Below are 16,093 nucleotides of genomic sequence, written 5' to 3' on the forward strand. Positions count from 1 at the left end.
GTCAATTCTCCCTCAGGCAAACAGCCCGCGTGGCTTGACCAGCAGCACGGCGGCCATGATCAGGTAGATGACCATGCTGGCCAGACTGGGAATCAGGACCGAGCCGAAGGTCTCGGCCATGCCGATCAGGATCGCGCCCCAGAAGGCGCCCTTGATCGAGCCGATGCCCCCGATGACGACGACCACGAAGCAGGTGATCAGGATGCTGTCCCCCATGCCCGGGGCGATGGAGGTGAGCGGCGCGGCGATCATCCCGGCGAAGGCGGTAAGCGCCACCCCTACGCTGAAGATCAGGGTGAAGAGGGTGCGCACATTGATGCCGAGCCCCTCCACCATGTCGCGATTGACCGCGCCGGCGCGGATGATGATGCCGAGCCGGGTATGGCGGATGACCCAGTAGATCACCCCGGCCAGCGCCAGGCAGACGCCCATCACGAACAGCCGGTAGTGGGAGTACTGCAGGTTGTCGGTGAGCTGGATGCGCCCGCTGAAGAGCTCCGGGATCGGCACGCTGTGCACGTCGCCCCCCCAGATGATGCGCTGCATCTCGTTGAGCACCAGGATCAGGCCGAAGGTCAGCAGCACCTGGTAGAGGTGGTCACGCTTGTAGAGCGTATCGAGAAAGAGCCGCTCGATGATCAGGCCGAGCGCGATGGCGATGGGGATCGCCACCAGGATCGCCAGCCAGAAGTTGCCGAGGCGAAAGGTCAGGTCGTAGACCAGGTAGGCGCCGATCATGTACATGGCGCCATGGGCCAGGTTGATGATGCCCATGATGCCGAAGATGAGCGTGAGACCGCTGGCGATCAGGAACAGCAGCAGGCCGTACTGAAGCCCGTTGAGCAGCTGCACGCCGAAGAATGCGAGATCCATGAGACCCCTCCAAGAGTCGCGATGAAGGGGCGAGCGACGCCCGCCCCGTTATCCAAGAGGCAGCCGTTACATGCGGCAGGCTTCGTCCGGCACCTCGAGGTTCTCGTGGGCGATGCCGACGACCTCATGCTTGCCATTGCGGATCTCGCGCAGGTAGACGTTCTGGATGGGGTGGTGGGAGGCGGAGAAGCTCATCGGCCCCCGCGGGCTGTCCAGCTGGACATTGGCCAGCGCCTGGATCAGCCGCTCGCGGTCGGAGGTGTCACCCCCCACGGCCTCCATGGCCTGGACCAGCATCATGCCGGTGTCGTAGCCCTGCACCGCATAGGTGTCGGGCATCTGGCCGTAGGCCTCCTGATAGGCCTCGACGAAGGCGCGGTTCTGGGGGGTATCCAGGGTCTCGGCGTAGTGCAGGGTGGTCATGACGCCCTCCCCCGCCTCGCCGATGGCGGCCAGGTTGCCGTCGGTGAGAAAGCCGGAGCCGAGCAGCGGAATGGAGTCCTTGAGCCCGGCCGCGTCGTAGTCGCGCACGAAGCTCACGCCGCCGCCCCCGGCGAAGAAGGTGTAGACAGCATCGGGCCTGTCGCTTGCGATCTGGGCCAGGTAGCTCTGGAACTCGGTGCTCGGGAAGGGCACCAGGATCTGGCGCACGATCTCGCCGCCGGCCTCGGTGAAGGCCTCCTCGAAGCCGGCAATGTCCTCCTTGCCGCCGGCATAGTCCCAGGTGATGGTGACAACGCGGCGGTGGCCCATCTCGTAGGCCACCTTGCCCATGGGGTAGCTGTCCTGCCACATGCTGAAGGAGGTGCGGAAGACGTTGGGCATGCACAGCTCGTTGGTGGCCGCCCCCAGTCCGGCATTGGGAATGATGGTGATGGCGCCGGTCTGCTGAGCCACCCGCAGCATGCCCATGGCCACGCCGGAGTGCACCGGGCCGATCACGAAGTCGACGTTGTCGCCGCGTACCAGGCGGCTCATGTTCTGGGGGGCCCGCGAGGGGTTGGCCTCGGAGTCGAGCTTGATGGTCTGGACATCGCGGCCTCCGAGCCGGTCGCCATGCTGGGCAATGGCCAGTTCCAGGCCGTTGGTGATCGCCTCGCCCAGGGCGGTGTAGGTGCCGGTATAGGGCAGCATCAGGCCGAGCTTGACGGCACCGTTGTCGCTGGCGTGGGCGGCGCTGCCCACGGCCATGCCGGCGGCGATCAGGGAGGTCAGGGCGCACTTCTTGAAGGTGGTTTTCATTGTGTTTTACCGGATGATCAGAGGTGAAGGCTTGGGGCCTTTGCTTGTTATTGAGTCGCTTGTTATCGAGGCGGCGTCCCTGCCGCACTGCCATCGTCCATCTCAGACGTGATAGATATCTCAGACGTGATAGATATCGATGACCTGGTGGATATAGTCGTTATTGAGTTGCACTACCTTGCGGGTGATCAGCGGTGACTCGCCCGACACGTCCAGGGTGTAGAAGGAGGCCCCGAAGAAGGTCTGGGTCTCCTTGTAGCGGTGATTCAGGGTCTGCCAGTTGAAGCGCAGCTCCACCTTGCCGTCCACCTCCTTGAGCACCTCGATGTTGGTGATCTGGTGGGTGGTGCGCGGCTCCGGCGTGCTCGCCCCGCTGCGCTCGGTCTTGATCCGGTAGACCCGGTCCTCGAGACCCTCGCGGCTCGGGTAGTAGATCAGCGAGATCTCGCTGTGCGGGTCCCGGGTCAGCTGGTCGTCGTCGTCCCACGCCGGCATCCAGAACTCGACGTCCTTGCTGTAGCAGGTCAGCCACTCGTCCCACTCACGGTCGTCGAGCAGGCGCGCCTCGCGGTACAGGAAGGCCTGGATCTCTTGGTAGCTAAGGCTCATCTCTCTTCTCCCCTTCTCGGTACGGGCCGGACTCAGGCGGTCTGGGTGGCGATAAACTGGCTGCGCTCCTTCTCGATGGCGCGCAGCATCTCCTCGACCCAGTGCTTGTGGTGCAGCACGTAGAGGCCTTCATCTTCCGGCGAGGCGCCGCTGAGCAGCGGCTGCATGTCGATGGCGCGGGCGTTGTCGTCGGCGCCTTCGATCCACTGCTTGGCCCCGCGGGAGAGGTCGTTCCACTCGGCCAGGGCGCCGTGGTAGCCGTCCTGACAGCCGCGGAACTCCTCGAGGTCGTCCGGGGTGCCCATGCCGGAGACGTTGAAGAAGTCCTCGTACTGGCGGATGCGCACGCGACGGTTCTCGGCGGACTCGCCCTTGGGCGCGAAGCAGTAGATGGTCACCTCGGTCTCGTCGACGCTGATCGGGCGCAGTACGCGGATCTGCGTGGAGAACTGGTCCATCAGGTAGACGTTGGGGTAGAGGCAGAGATTGCGGGTCTGGTTGACGATGGAATCGGCACGCGCCTCGCCGAACTGCTCCTGGATCCACTCCTTCTGCTGGTAGACCGGGCGCACCTCGGGGTTGAGCAGGCGGGTCCACAGCAGCATGTGGCCGTTCTCGTAGGAGTAGAAGCCGCCCTGGCTCTTGGACCAGCCGTCGGCGTCCACCGCCTTGGTGCCGCCGGCGTCGTAGTTGCGACGATCCATGGTGGAGGCGTAGTTCCAGTGCACGGTGCTGACGTGGTAGCCGTCGGCGCCGTTCTCGGCCTGCAGCTTCCAGTTGCCCTTGAAGGTGTAGGAGGAGGTGCCGCGCAGCACTTCCAGGCCTTCCGGCGCCTGGTCGACGATATTGTCGATAATCTTCTTCGTTTCCCCGAGATAGTCGTCGAGGGGCTGAACGTCCTCGCTCAGGCTGCCGAACAGGAAGCCCTTGTAGCTCTCGAAGCGCGGCACGCGCTTGAGGTCGTGGGAGCCCTCCTGCTTGAAGCCGTCCGGGTAGGCGCCCACCTTCTCGTTCTTGGCCTTGAGCAGCTTGCCGTCGTTCTTGAAGGTCCAGCCGTGGAAGGGGCAGGTGAAGGTGCCCTTGTTGCCGCGCTTGCGGCGGCACAGGGTGGCGCCGCGGTGGGCACAGGCGTTGATCAGGGCGTGCAGCTCGCCTGCCTTGTCGCGGGTGATGACCACCGGCTGACGGCCCATGGTCACGGTCATGTAGTCGCCCGGCTCACTGATCTGGCTCTCGTGGGCCAGAAACAGCCAGTTGCCTTCGAAGACGTGCTTCATCTCGAGCTCGAAGAAGGCCGAGTCGGTGAACATGCTGCGGTGGCAGCGGAAGATGCCCTGCTCGGCGTCGTCGACGACGGCGCCGCGGACGCGCGCTTCGAGTTGATCAAGCTTGCTGGTCATGATCGGAACTCCTGGGTCTCGTGGGAGACGCTGTCTGTGTCAGGCATGTCTCGTGCTGGCGGAAGCCAAGGCTCCCCCAACCCATGGCGGCGAGCCGCCATGGCGAGACATGCATTCTGCGAATCTGGGGGGTTGCGTCGGCCGGGGCCGACGCGGGGGTCAGGGGCTGGGGCTCAGACCTTGGCGGTGCCGGCCAGCTGGCTGGCCTGGTCCTGCTCGTCTTCCTTGGCGCGGGGACGGGCGTGACGGGTCTGCAGCTCGGGCTTGTCGGTCTTGGCCAGCTCGATGTCGAACACCACCTCGGAGAAGGGACCGTCCAGCTCGCGCTTGGCGATCTCGCCCGCGTCCTCGATGCGCTCGGCCGGTACCACCAGCTCCTCGCGGGTGGCGAAGGCGAAGTCGTCGAAGGTGTAGGGGTCGCCCGCCAGGTTGATCTGGGTGGTCAGGTGCTGGTGGCCCGGCGCGGAGATGAAGTAGTGGATATGCGCCGGACGCTCGCCGTGACGGCCCAGGGACTTCAGCACCACGTCGGTGGGGGCGCCTTCCGGCACGCCGTAGCCGGACGGGATGATGCTGCGCGCGGTGTAGCGGCCTTCACTGTCCGCGTAGATGGTGCGGCGCATGTTGTACTCGCTCTGGGTCTTGTCGAAGAAGGAGTAGCCGCCCTTGGAGTTGCAGTGCCAGATCTCGACCTTGGCGCCGGGGATCGGGTTGCCGTCCACGTCGCGCACCTGGCCGGTCAGCCACATCACCTCGGCATCCGGGTCGCTGCCGTCATCCATGCGCGCGAAGCCTTCGGCCTCCGGGGCGCCGGCCACATACAGCGGACCCTCGATGGTGCGCGGGGTGCCACCGGTGCGCTTGGCCTCGGCGTCGATGGCGTCCCGGCGCATGTCCAGATAGTGGTCGAAGCCCAGGCCCGGCGAGAGCAGGCCGAACTGGGTCTGGCCGCCCAGGGCGTTGAGCAGGTTGACCGCGGACCAGTACTCCTCCTCGGTGACGTCGAAGTCGTCGATCAGCTTGAAGAGGTCGGAGATCAGGCGATGGACGATCTGCTTGGCGCGGTCGTTGCCGCCCTTCTGGTCGAAGCCGGCGATGGTCTTCAGGAAGTCCTGAACTTCGGGGGTGTCGAAAATCTTTACGGTCATGGTGGTCATCTCCTCGTCATTGTCATTGTGCCCTGCGCTGCGTCAGGGGGAGTGCAAGGCCATCAATCGGGCGGCTCTGATGTCCGCTTTGCTGGGTGTCGAGGAGATTCTGGCGCTCGCCGCAAGTCCCAACCAATATCGAATGGGTACCCCGCCATACCCCTGAGGTATCGACCTGCCCTGCCACACTCCCCTCCTCCCCGCCCGGGCCGACGAGGAAAAATCCATGATTTCCCAGTGAATTATCCAGGGGAGCCGCAGGCTCGACGGCGCCGGGACGCCGCCGCACGACAACGAGGCGGGCACGCCCGGTGGCGAGACGGCATCAAATAGCGGGATTGGCGGCGCTCCGGCAGCACCGGCCTGGGGCGAAGTCACGCTCCGTCAACCCTGCGGGGCGCCAAGCCTGCGACAAAAGCATAATGGGCGATGACGCCGACAAAAAAGGCGACGGGGTTGTCCGTCGCCAAGCCGCCGGTCGTCCCCGGCCGAGAGAAAACACTTCACGCCTTGTCAGGAGCCTGATGCTCCCTCTTAGCCACTCGGCTGCAGGGCCAGCCCCACCTTGCCCATTCGGCTCCCCGACACGAGGCGATCCAGCGCCTCGTGAATGGCCGCCAGCGGATAGACGCTGTCGATGACGGGGGTGATCCCGTGGCGCTCCACGTAGGCGAGCAGCTCCCGGAACTCCGCGGCGTTGCCGCTGGTGGAGCCGATGATCTGCAGCTGGCGGATAAAGATCCGCTTAAGGTCCGCCGGCGGCTGGTCCCCCGAAGTTGCCCCGCAGGTCACCAGGCGCCCACCGCGCACCAGCGACTTCATGGCCGAGGCCCAGACGGCCTCGCCGACGTTCTCGACCACCACATCCACGCCGCGGCCATCGGTCAGCGCCATCACGCGCCGGGCCACCTCCTCGGTCCTGCCGTTGATCGCCTCGTGTGCGCCCAGCGCCAGGGCCCGCTGGAGCTTGTCATCCTCCCGGGAAGTGACGATCACCCGGGCGCCGATGCTGGCGGCGAGCTGCATGGCGGCGAGCGACACGCCGCCGCCGACGCCGAACACCAGCACGGTCTCCCAGGGCTTCAGCTGCGCCCGGGTGAAGAGCATCCGCCAGGCGGTGAGGTAGTTGACCCCCAGGGCCGCGGCCTGCACGAAGTCCAGGTGCGCGGGCATGGGGAAGAGGTTCTCCACCGGCACGCTGAGCCACTGGGCGAAGGTGCCGTCCACATGCTCGCCCATGAGCTTCATGCGGGTGCAGAGCACGTCGTCGCCCCGCTGGCAGAACTCGCACCGCCCGCAGGTCAGGTTGGGAAAGACCACCACCTGCTGGCCCACCGTCAGGCGCGTCTCGCCCTCCTCGATGGCCTCCACCATGCCGGCGCCGTCCAGCCCCATCACCAGCGGCAGCTCGTGGGTGATGCCCGCACCGCTGTTGCGCATGTAGAGATCGACCTGATTGAGGGTGCCCGCCTCGAGGCGCACCAGCGCCTCGCCCGGCCGTCGCCGAGGCCGCTCCCCCTGCCTGACCTCGACCACCTCGTTGCCGCCGTGGCCGGTGATCACGACGCTCTGCATGATGTTGGTCATGGTCAGGTCCTCTCCAGCAGCGTGGCGATACCCTGCCCCACGCCTACGCACATGGTGCACAGGGCGTAGCGCTTGCCGCTCTTCTGCAGCTCATGGGCCGCGGTCAGCAGCAAGCGGGCGCCGGACATGCCCAGCGGGTGACCCAGCGCAATGGCGCCGCCGTTGGGGTTGACCCGGGGGTCGTCGTCGGCGATCCCCAGCTCGCGCATGCAGGCGAGCGCCTGGGCGGCGAAGGCCTCGTTGAGCTCGATCACGTCGATCTCGTCCAGCGACACGCCGGTGCGCGCGAGTAGCTTCTGCACCGCGGGCACCGGGCCGATGCCCATGATGCGCGGCTCGACGCCGGCAGTGGCCATGCCGAGGATCTTCGCCATGGGGGTGAGGCCGTGCTTCTCCACCGCGGCGGCGCTTGCCACCAGCATGGCGGCGGCGCCGTCGTTGACCCCGGAGGCGTTGCCGGCGGTGACGCTGCCGCCCTCGCGGAAGGGGGCGGGCAGGGCGGCGAGCTTCTCGAGCGTCGTCGCGCGCAGGTGCTCGTCCTGGTCGAAGCGCAGCGGTTCCTGCTTGCGACGCGGAATCTCGATGGCAGTGATCTCCAGCGCGAAGCGGCCGGCGGCCTGGGCGGCGGCGGCCTTCTGCTGGGAGCGCAGGGCGAAGGCGTCCTGGTCCTCGCGGGAGATCTTGAACTGCTCGGCGACGTTCTCGGCGGTCTCCGGCATCGAGTCGACGCCGTAGGCCTTCTGCATCAGCGGGTTGATGAAGCGCCAGCCGATGGTGGTGTCCTCGATCTGCTGGCCCCGGGAGAAGGCGCTGTCGGCCTTGCCCATCACGTAGGGGGCCCGGGACATCGACTCCACGCCGCCGGCCAGCGCCAGGTCCATCTCGCCGGCCTTGATGGCGCGAAAGGCGGTGCCCACCGCGTCCATGCCGGAGCCGCATAGGCGGTTCAGGGTGGTGCCGGGGATGGATACCGGCAGGCCCGCCAGCAGCGACGCCATGCGCGCCACATTGCGGTTGTCCTCGCCGGCCTGGTTGGCGCAGCCCATGAAGACCTCTTCGATGGCGGCAGGGTCGAGATCCGGCGTCTCGGCCAGCACCGCCTTGAAGATGGCGGCCGCCAGGTCGTCGGGGCGCACGCTGGAAAGGGTGCCGCCGAAACGCCCCACGGCGCTGCGGCGTGGGTGACAGAGGTAGACACTATTCATAACTAGCACCAAGTGATTCACGGCGATTTATTTAAAGTTCTTGCGGTAGGACTTGAGGATCTCGCCGACGATGCCGCTGCGGAAGCTCAGCACGCAGATCACGAAGATCACCCCGAGGATCGGTCCCACCCAGTTGCCCAGGGGCGACTGGGCCAGCATGTGCTGCAGGCTGACCACGATGCCGGCGCCGACCACCGGGCCGAACAGGGTACCCACCCCGCCGAGCAGGGTCATCAGGATCACCTCGCCGGACATGTGCCAGTGGGCATCGGTCAGGGAAGCGAGCTGGAAGACCACCGTCTTGGTGGAGCCGGCCAGGCCGGCGAGGCCCGCGGAGAGGACGAAGGCCACCAGCTTGTAGGCGTCGACGTTGTAGCCCAGCGAGATCGCCCGCGGCTCGTTCTCGCGAATCGCCTTGAGCACCTGGCCATAGGGCGAGTGCACCGCACGCTGGATCAGAGCGAAGCCGAACAGGAAGATGGCGAACACGAAGTAGTACATCGCCAGGTTGCTGCGCAGGCTGATGATGCCGAACAGCTCGCCCCGCGGCACCCCGTGCAGGCCGTCCTCACCGCCGGTGAAGGGCGACTGGACGTAGACGAAGAACACCAGCTGGGCCAGCGCCAGGGTCACCATGGCGAAGTAGATGCCCTGGCGACGGATCGACAGGGCACCGAACACCGCCCCCAGGGCCACGGCGACCAGGGTGCCTGCGATGATGCCAAGCTCCGGGGTCAGCCCCGGGTAGCTGGCCAGCAGGTAGCCGGTGATATAGCCGCCGGTGGCCAGGAAGGCGGCATGCCCGAAGGAGAGCAGCCCCGCATAGCCGAGCAGCAGGTTGAAGGCGCAGGCGAAGAGCGCGAAGCAGAGCACCTTCATCAGGAACACCGGGTAGGCGACGAAGGGCGCCACCAGGCCGATGCCGATCAGCACCAGGTAGAAAACGTTGCGGCGCATATCGGCGCGCCGCTGGCGCTTCATGGAGGGGGTCAGCGTCTGAGTCTGGGTCGCGGACATGGTCATGCCTCCTTGCCGAACAGGCCGGCGGGTCGCAGCAGCAGCACCAGGATCATCACCAGGAAGATCACGGTGTTGGCCGCCTCGGGGTAGTACACCTTGGTCAGGCCCTCGATCAGCCCCATGCCGAGGCCAGTGAGCACGGCGCCGAGGATCGAGCCCATGCCGCCGATCACCACTACCGCGAAGACCACGATCAAGAGGTTCGAGCCCATGGTGGGCGACACCGGGTAGAGCGGTGCGGCCAGCACCCCGGCGAAGGCGGCCAGGGCCACGCCGAAGCCATAGGTGAGGGTGATCAGGAGCGGCACGTTGACGCCGAAGGCCTGCATCAGCGCCGGGTTCTCGGTGCCGGCGCGCAGATAGGCGCCGAGGCGCGTGCGCTCGATCATGTACCAGGTGAAGAGGCAGACCGCGATGGCCGCCACCAGCACGAAGGCGCGGTACTTGGGCAGGAACATGAAGCCGGTCTGGAAGCCGCCCTGCAGCAGCTCGGGGGTCGGGTAGCGAGCGCCCGAGACGCCGAAGAAGTTGACCAGGGTCCCCTCGAAGATCAGCGCCAGGCCGAAGGTCAGCAGCAGGCCGTAGAGGTGGTCCAGATGGGCGATGCGGCGCAGCATGGTGCGCTCGAGCAGCATGCCGAACAGGCCGACGATCAGCGGCGCCAGCAGCAACGCCGTCCAGTAGTTGATGCCCAGGTAGCGCATGCCCAGCAGGGTGGCGAAGGCCCCCAGCATGTACATGGCGCCGTGGGCGAAGTTGACGATCTTCAGCAGGCCGAAGATCACCGCGAGGCCCAGGCTGAGCAGGGCGTAGAAGGCACCGTTGATCAGGCCGAGCAGGAGCTGGCCGAGGAACACCGCCAGCGGCACCCCGAATATCATCGTCATGTCGAAAGTCTCCTATTAGAGCCGGCTCACACGCCCAGCAGGGTGTGCAGATGCTCGCGCTTGCTCGGCAGCTCGGCCGCCGAGATCTCCTCGACGATCAGGCCGTGATCCATCACGAAGTGGCGGTCGGCCAGGGGGGCGGCAAAGCGGAAGTTCTGCTCCACCAGCACGATGGTCATGCCGCGCTCCTTGAGCTTGACCAGCACCTCACCGAGCTTCTGGACAATGACCGGCGCCAGCCCCTCGGTGATCTCGTCGAGCAGCAGCAGCCGCGCCCCGGTGCGCAGGATCCGCGCCATGGCCAGCATCTGCTGCTCGCCCCCGGAGAGCCGGGTGCCCTGGCTGCGCCGCCGCTCGTAGAGGTTGGGGAACATCTCGTAGATCTCGTCGATCGACATCCCGCCGGAGCGCACCGTGGGCGGCAGCAGCAGGTTCTCCTCGACGTCGAGGCTGGCGAAGATGCCGCGCTCCTCGGGGCAGTAGCCGATGCCCAGCCGCGGGATGCGGTGGGCCTTCATGCCCAGGGTCTCGTTGCCGTTGATCATGATCGAGCCGGTGCGCCGGCCGACCATGTTCATGATCGACTTGAGGGTGGTGCTGCGCCCGGCGCCGTTGCGCCCGAGCAGGGTCACCAGCTCCCCGCGCTTCACATTGAAATCGACACCGTGAAGGATGTGGGACTCGCCGTAGAAGGCGTGCAGGTCGCTGACCCGGAGCATCTCGGCGCCGTCGTTGTCCTGGTACTGGAGCGCCGGGTCCTGCATCGTCTGGGCTGCCTGGTTCATGCCGTGGCCTCCTCTTCCGCCGCTTCGCTGCCCATGTAGGCCTCCTTGACCCGCGGGTCGGCGGAGACGGTGGCGTAGTCGCCCTCGGCCAGCACCGCGCCGCGGGCCAGCACGGTGATGCGATCGCACAGCCGGCTCACCACGCTGAGGTTGTGCTCCACCATCAGCACGGTGCGCCCGCGGGCCACCCGGCGGATCAGCTCGACGATGCGGTCGACGTCCTCGGCGCCCATGCCCTGGGTCGGCTCGTCGAGCAGCATCATGGTGGGGTCCATGGCCAGGGTGGTGGCGACCTCCAGGGCCCGCTTGCGCCCGTAGGGCATCTCCACGGTGAGCACGTCGGCGTACTCGCGCAGGCCCACCTCCTCGAGCAGCTCGATGGCGCGGTCGTTGAGGTGGTCGAGGGTGCGTTCGGACTTCCAGAAGTGGAAGGAGGTGCCCATGGGACGCTGCAGCGCCACGCGCACGTTCTCCATGGCGGTCATGTGGCCGAACACCGCGGAGATCTGGAAGGAGCGCACGAGGCCCAGGCGGGCGATCTCGTTGGCCTTCATGCCGGTGATCGGCTTGCCGCGATAGAGGATCTCGCCGCGAGTGGGCGGCAGGAACTTGGTGAGCAGGTTGAAGACCGTGGTCTTGCCCGCCCCGTTGGGGCCGATCAGGGCATGGATATGCCCCTCCTGGACCTGCAGGTTGACATCGTCCACGGCGGTGAAGCCGCGAAACTCCTTGGTCAACCCGCGAGTTTCCAGTATGTACTCATCTGCCATATTGATTCCCTTGTCGTTGTTGATAATCAGGCAGCGGATGCAAAGGGGCGCCACCGGGCACCCGGTGTCATAGTGACTCGCATAAAGGAAGTCCCAGCGCGATGCGCTGCTTCAGCCAGGGGCTGACGCGATAGCGTGGCTCGCCATAGTGGTCGTGGAGGCAGCCGAGCACCCGGGCGAAGGTCTGGGGCCCGAAGCGCTCGCCGAAGGCCAGCGGACCCTGCGGGTAGCCCAGCGCCAGCTTGACGGCACGGTCGAGGGTGGCCGGCTCGGCCACGCCGCGGCGCACGATCTCGCTGCCGATATTGACCATGAAGGCGAGGATGCGCTGGGCCACGAAGCCCGGCGAGTCGTGAATCACCTCCACCGGCACCCCATCGGCGCCGAGGGCCGCGCTCGCCTCGGCCAGCACCGCCTCGTCGATGGCGGGGTGGCGCATCAGCACCCGGCAGGCATCGAAGCCAGCCAGGGTCTCAAGCGCCAGGGTGCGCTCCGCCGGCAGGCCCCGCTCGGCGATGGTCTCGCTGACCGTCTCCCCCTGGAGTGTCACCAGGCAGATGGCCTCCTCCGAGGGTCCCGCCCCCTCCTCCAGACGCGAGCCGGCCGCCTCGGCCAGGCGGGCGATGCGCTCACGCCACTCGGGCTCCCGGCGATCCAGCCAGAAGGGGCGCGTGACGGGGACCGCCGGCGGCGGCACGACGTCCGGCTCGAGCCGTTTGCCCTGCGCGTAGCGGTAGAACCCCTCGCCGCTCTTGCGCCCCAGCAGGCCGGCGGCAATGCGACGCGGCACCTGCCAGGAGGGCGTGTAGTAGGGGTCGTCATAGAACTGGCGGTAGACCGACTCCATCACCGCATGGGTCACATCGAGGCCGATCAGGTCCAGCAGCTCGAAGGGGCCCATGCGAAAGCCGAGGCTCAATGTCAGGATCCGGTCGATCTGCGCCGGCGTGGCGATCCCCTCGTCCACCAGGCGCAGGGCCTCGGGGACGTAGGCGCGCCCGGCGTGGTTGACCAGGAACCCGGGGGTGTCCGGGGTCAGCGCCGGGAAGTGGCCGGCCTGCCGGGCCAGCCGCTCGAGCCGCGCGATCACCTCGGGGCGGGTCAGCTCGCCGCGCACCACCTCGACGATCTTCATCAGCGGCACGGGGTTGAAGAAGTGGTAGCCTGCCACCCGCTCGGGGTGACGGCAGGCGCTGGCGAGGCGCGTCACCGACAGCGACGAGGTGTTGCTGGCCAGTATCGCCTCATGGGAGACCACCTCCTCCAGCTGACGCAGCAGCGCCTGCTTGGCCTCCAGGTTCTCGACGATCGCCTCGATCACCAGGTCGCACTCGGCAAGCCCGGCCAGGCCATCGCTTTGGTGGATGCGGGCCAGCGTCGCCTCACGCTCTTCCGCCGAGAGGCGCCCCTTGGCCACCGAGCGCTCCAGCAGCTCGCCGATGAACCCCAGTGCCTCCTCGATGGCCCCTTCACGGCTGTCATGCAGCCACACCTCGTGGCCCGCCACGGCGAACAGCTGGACGATACCCCGCCCCATCACGCCGCTGCCGACGACGCCGATCCTCTCTTTCGCTGACTGCGACACGCCTCACCTCCTTAGAGCTTGCTCTCGAGTTCCGGCAGCGCCTGGAAGAGATCGGCCACTAATCCATAGTCCGCGACCTGGAAGATCGGCGCCTCCTCGTCCTTGTTGATGGCGACGATCACCTTGGAGTCCTTCATGCCGGCCAGGTGCTGGATGGCACCCGAGATGCCCACGGCGATGTAGAGGTCCGGGGCGACGATCTTGCCGGTCTGGCCCACCTGCATGTCGTTGGGCACGAAGCCCGCGTCCACCGCGGCGCGCGAGGCACCGATAGCCGCCCCCAGCTTGTCGGCGATGCCGTCGAGCAGCATGAAGTTCTCGCCGTTGCCCATGCCACGGCCGCCGGAGATCACCACCTTGGCCGCCCCCAGCTCGGGGCGGTCGGACTGGGCCAGCTCCTCCTTGAGGAAGGTGGACTGGGCGTTGTCGGCCCCTTTCGTGAAGGACAGGTCCACCGCCTCGACGGCGGCGCTGCCACCCTCGGTCCCTCTATCAGGGCAGGCATCGAAGCCGGTGGTGCGCACGGTGATCACCTTGAGGGCGTCCTCGCTCTGCACGGTGGCGATGGCGTTGCCGGCGTAGATCGGGCGCTTGAAGGTGTCCGGGGACGCCACCGCGATGATCTCGGAGATCTGCGCCACGTCCTTGAGTGCGGCGACCCGGGGCAGCACGTTCTTGCCGGTGGTGGAGGCACAGGCCAGCACGTGGCTGTAGTCCGCGGCAAGCTCCGCGATCAGCGCCGCGGTGGGCTCGGCCAGCAGGTGGGCGTAGGCGGCGTGGTCGGCCACGCGAACGCGGGAGACGCCGTCGAGCTTGGCGGCGGCCTCGGCGATGGCGGCGACGCCTTCGCCGGCCACCAGCACATCGATATCGCCACCACTCTCTTTGACAATCTGCTTGGCAGCGGCGACCACATGGGCGATGGCGCCGGCCAGGGCGCCGTCGTGATGTTCAGCGAGTACCAGAATGCTCATGAGATCCGCTCCTTTCAAAGCACTTTGGCTTCGTTCTTCAGTTTGTCGACCAGCTCATCCACGGAGCCCACCTTGACGCCGCCCTGGCGCTCGGCCGGCGGCTCGACCTTGAGCAGCTTGACCTTCGAGGCCACCTCGACGCCGAGATCCGCCGGGCTCTTGACGTCCAGCGGCTTCTTCTTGGCCTTCATGATGTCCGGCAGCTTGGCGTAGCGCGGCTCGTTGAGGCGCAGGTCGGTGGTGACGATGGCGGGCAGGGTCAGCTCGATGGTCTGCAGGCCGCCGTCTATCTCGCGGGTCACCTGCACCTTCTCACCGTCCACGGCCACCTCGGAGGCGAAGGTGCCCTGGGGCAGGCCGGTCAGGGCCGCCAGCATCTGGCCGGTCTGGTTGTTGTCGGTGTCGATGGCCTGCTTGCCGAGGATCACCAGGCCCGGCTGCTCCTCTTCCACCAGCTTGGCCAGCGCCTTGGCGGCGCCCAGCGACTCGACGCGCTCGTCGGTCTCGACGTGGATGGCGCTGTCGGCACCCAGCGCCAGGGCGGTGCGCAGCTGCTCCTGGGCGGCCTTGGGGCCCACCGTCACGGCGACGATCTCGGTGGCCACCCCGCGCTCCTTCAGGCGCACCGCCTCTTCCACGGCGATCTCGCAGAAGGGATTCATGGCCATCTTGACGTTGGTGAGGTCGACGTCGGAATTGTCCGGCTTGACCCGGATCTTGACGTTGTAGTCGATGACGCGTTTGACCGCGACGAGGACTTTCATGGCGTATCTCCCGTAGCTTGTTGTTGGGTGCGCCGAGCCGGGGCTCAGCAGAAGGCCTGGAGGCCGGTCTGCGCCCGACCCAGAATCAGCGCGTGAACGTCGTGGGTGCCCTCGTAGGTATTCACCACCTCGAGGTTGACCAGGTGGCGCGCCACCCCGAACTCGTCGCTGATCCCGTTGCCCCCCAGCATGTCGCGGGCCAGGCGGGCGATATCCAGCGCCTTGCCGCAGCTGTTGCGCTTCATGATCGAGGTGATCTCCACCGCGGCGGTGCCCTCGTCCTTCATGCGCCCCAGCCGCAGGCAGCCCTGCAGGGCCAGGCAGATATCGGTCTGCATGTCGGCCAGCTTCTTCTGGATCAGCTGGTTGGCGGCCAGCGGGCGACCGAACTGCTGGCGGTCCAGGGTGTACTGGCGTGCGGTGCGCCAGCAGTCCTCGGCGGCGCCGAGCGCGCCCCAGCTGATGCCGTAACGGGCCGAGTTGAGACAAGTGAAGGGACCCTTGAGGCCGCGCACCTCGGGAAACATGTTCTCCTCGGGCACGAAGACGCTGTCCATGACGATCTCGCCGGTGATCGAGGCGCGCAGGCCCACCTTGCCGTGGATCGCCGGGGCGGAGAGGCCCTCCCAACCCTTCTCCAGCACGAAGCCGCGAATATCGCCCTCGTCATCCTTGGCCCACACCACGAAGACGTCGGCGATGGGGCTATTGGTGATCCAGGTCTTGTTACCGGTCAGGCGGTAGCCACCCTCGACCTTGCGCGCGCGGGACACCATGGAACCGGGGTCGGAGCCGTGGTTGGGTTCGGTCAGGCCGAAGCAGCCGATCCACTCGCCGCTGGCGAGCTTGGGCAGGTACTTCTGCTTGGTGGCCTCGTTGCCGAACTCGTTGATCGGCACCATCACCAGAGAGGACTGCACGCTCATCATGGAGCGGTAGCCGGAGTCGACGCGCTCGATCTCCCGGGCGATCAGCCCGTAGCAGACGTAGTTGAGGCCGCTACCGCCATACTGCTCGGGGATGGTGGCGCCGAGCAGGCCGGTCTCGCCCATCTCGCGGAAGATGGCCGGGTCGGTCTGCTCGTGGCGGAAGGCTTCCAGCACGCGGGGAGCGAGCTTGTCGGCGGCGAACTGGGCGGCACTCTGCTGCACCAGGCGCTCTTCGTCGCTGAGCTGCTGGTCGAGGAGCAGCGGGTCCTGCCAGTGGAAGGCGGGCATCTGGGACATGGCGAAGGTTCCTGTCGT

15 protein-coding genes are annotated in these 16,093 nt (G+C 67.0%); all 15 read right to left on the reverse strand.

The features are described from left to right. Positions 1-12 precede the first annotated feature (12 nt). On the reverse strand, positions 13-873 hold the full coding sequence (locus ACRYRV_RS06055; RefSeq protein WP_086511520.1) for a branched-chain amino acid ABC transporter permease: 861 nt from the start codon (positions 871-873) through the stop codon (positions 13-15). A gap of 66 nt (positions 874-939) precedes the next feature. Then, positions 940-2,115, reverse strand: a complete 1,176-nt coding sequence (locus ACRYRV_RS06060) for an ABC transporter substrate-binding protein (RefSeq protein WP_309637042.1) — start codon at positions 2,113-2,115, stop codon at positions 940-942. Positions 2,116-2,235: 120 nt separating this feature from the next. After that, the gene (gene benB / locus ACRYRV_RS06065; RefSeq protein ID WP_444985658.1) at positions 2,236-2,724 is read right to left on the reverse strand and encodes a benzoate 1,2-dioxygenase small subunit; all 489 of its coding nucleotides are present in this window, start codon (positions 2,722-2,724) and stop codon (positions 2,236-2,238) included. Positions 2,725-2,756: 32 nt separating this feature from the next. Continuing rightward, positions 2,757-4,124 (reverse strand): Rieske 2Fe-2S domain-containing protein, encoded by a 1,368-nt coding sequence (locus ACRYRV_RS06070; protein WP_444985657.1) that lies wholly within the window; start codon positions 4,122-4,124, stop codon positions 2,757-2,759. A 173-nt stretch (positions 4,125-4,297) separates the two neighbouring features. Continuing rightward, positions 4,298-5,272 carry a catechol 1,2-dioxygenase gene (gene catA, locus ACRYRV_RS06075; RefSeq protein ID WP_444985656.1) on the reverse strand — a complete coding sequence of 325 codons (975 nt, stop codon included), beginning with the start codon at positions 5,270-5,272 and terminating at the stop codon, positions 4,298-4,300. 534 nt (positions 5,273-5,806) lie between these two features. Continuing rightward, entirely contained in the window at positions 5,807-6,859 is a 1,053-nt protein-coding gene (locus ACRYRV_RS06080; protein WP_253448761.1) for a zinc-binding dehydrogenase, read from the reverse strand. 2 nt (positions 6,860-6,861) lie between these two features. Next, on the reverse strand, positions 6,862-8,064 hold the full coding sequence (gene pcaF / locus ACRYRV_RS06085) for a 3-oxoadipyl-CoA thiolase (protein ID WP_253448758.1): 1,203 nt from the start codon (positions 8,062-8,064) through the stop codon (positions 6,862-6,864). Between the two features lie 27 nt (positions 8,065-8,091). Then, on the reverse strand, positions 8,092-9,081 hold the full coding sequence (locus tag ACRYRV_RS06090) for a branched-chain amino acid ABC transporter permease (protein WP_253448755.1): 990 nt from the start codon (positions 9,079-9,081) through the stop codon (positions 8,092-8,094). Between the two features lie 2 nt (positions 9,082-9,083). After that, the gene (locus ACRYRV_RS06095; protein WP_253448753.1) at positions 9,084-9,971 is read right to left on the reverse strand and encodes a branched-chain amino acid ABC transporter permease; all 888 of its coding nucleotides are present in this window, start codon (positions 9,969-9,971) and stop codon (positions 9,084-9,086) included. A 26-nt stretch (positions 9,972-9,997) separates the two neighbouring features. Beyond that, the gene (locus ACRYRV_RS06100; protein WP_444986203.1) at positions 9,998-10,735 is read right to left on the reverse strand and encodes an ABC transporter ATP-binding protein; all 738 of its coding nucleotides are present in this window, start codon (positions 10,733-10,735) and stop codon (positions 9,998-10,000) included. 17 nt (positions 10,736-10,752) lie between these two features. Next, positions 10,753-11,526 (reverse strand): ABC transporter ATP-binding protein, encoded by a 774-nt coding sequence (locus ACRYRV_RS06105; RefSeq protein WP_253448750.1) that lies wholly within the window; start codon positions 11,524-11,526, stop codon positions 10,753-10,755. Positions 11,527-11,593: 67 nt separating this feature from the next. Continuing rightward, positions 11,594-13,111 carry a 3-hydroxyacyl-CoA dehydrogenase gene (locus ACRYRV_RS06110; RefSeq protein ID WP_301271088.1) on the reverse strand — a complete coding sequence of 506 codons (1,518 nt, stop codon included), beginning with the start codon at positions 13,109-13,111 and terminating at the stop codon, positions 11,594-11,596. A gap of 11 nt (positions 13,112-13,122) precedes the next feature. Then, positions 13,123-14,085, reverse strand: coding sequence for an electron transfer flavoprotein subunit alpha/FixB family protein (locus ACRYRV_RS06115; protein WP_253448748.1), 963 nt, complete (start codon positions 14,083-14,085; stop codon positions 13,123-13,125). Positions 14,086-14,099: 14 nt separating this feature from the next. Then, the gene (locus tag ACRYRV_RS06120) at positions 14,100-14,849 is read right to left on the reverse strand and encodes an electron transfer flavoprotein subunit beta/FixA family protein (RefSeq protein ID WP_444985655.1); all 750 of its coding nucleotides are present in this window, start codon (positions 14,847-14,849) and stop codon (positions 14,100-14,102) included. A gap of 44 nt (positions 14,850-14,893) precedes the next feature. Next, the gene (locus tag ACRYRV_RS06125) at positions 14,894-16,075 is read right to left on the reverse strand and encodes an acyl-CoA dehydrogenase (protein WP_444985654.1); all 1,182 of its coding nucleotides are present in this window, start codon (positions 16,073-16,075) and stop codon (positions 14,894-14,896) included. Between the last annotated feature and the right edge of the window lie 18 nt (positions 16,076-16,093).

The organism is Halomonas mongoliensis (assembly GCF_052496345.1).

Coding starts and splice junctions, on each gene's coding strand:
- ACRYRV_RS06120 (WP_444985655.1), bottom strand. CDS start 14,849: ATGAAAGTCCTCGTCGCGGTCAAACGCGTCATCGACTACAACGTCAAG.
- pcaF (WP_253448758.1), bottom strand. CDS start 8,064: ATGAATAGTGTCTACCTCTGTCACCCACGCCGCAGCGCCGTGGGGCGT.
- ACRYRV_RS06090 (WP_253448755.1), bottom strand. CDS start 9,081: ATGTCCGCGACCCAGACTCAGACGCTGACCCCCTCCATGAAGCGCCAG.
- ACRYRV_RS06095 (WP_253448753.1), bottom strand. CDS start 9,971: ATGACGATGATATTCGGGGTGCCGCTGGCGGTGTTCCTCGGCCAGCTC.
- ACRYRV_RS06115 (WP_253448748.1), bottom strand. CDS start 14,085: ATGAGCATTCTGGTACTCGCTGAACATCACGACGGCGCCCTGGCCGGC.
- ACRYRV_RS06125 (WP_444985654.1), bottom strand. CDS start 16,075: ATGTCCCAGATGCCCGCCTTCCACTGGCAGGACCCGCTGCTCCTCGAC.
- ACRYRV_RS06060 (WP_309637042.1), bottom strand. CDS start 2,115: ATGAAAACCACCTTCAAGAAGTGCGCCCTGACCTCCCTGATCGCCGCC.
- ACRYRV_RS06055 (WP_086511520.1), bottom strand. CDS start 873: ATGGATCTCGCATTCTTCGGCGTGCAGCTGCTCAACGGGCTTCAGTAC.
- ACRYRV_RS06100 (WP_444986203.1), bottom strand. CDS start 10,735: ATGCAGGACCCGGCGCTCCAGTACCAGGACAACGACGGCGCCGAGATG.
- benB (WP_444985658.1), bottom strand. CDS start 2,724: ATGAGCCTTAGCTACCAAGAGATCCAGGCCTTCCTGTACCGCGAGGCG.
- ACRYRV_RS06080 (WP_253448761.1), bottom strand. CDS start 6,859: ATGACCAACATCATGCAGAGCGTCGTGATCACCGGCCACGGCGGCAAC.
- ACRYRV_RS06070 (WP_444985657.1), bottom strand. CDS start 4,124: ATGACCAGCAAGCTTGATCAACTCGAAGCGCGCGTCCGCGGCGCCGTC.
- catA (WP_444985656.1), bottom strand. CDS start 5,272: ATGACCGTAAAGATTTTCGACACCCCCGAAGTTCAGGACTTCCTGAAG.
- ACRYRV_RS06105 (WP_253448750.1), bottom strand. CDS start 11,526: ATGGCAGATGAGTACATACTGGAAACTCGCGGGTTGACCAAGGAGTTT.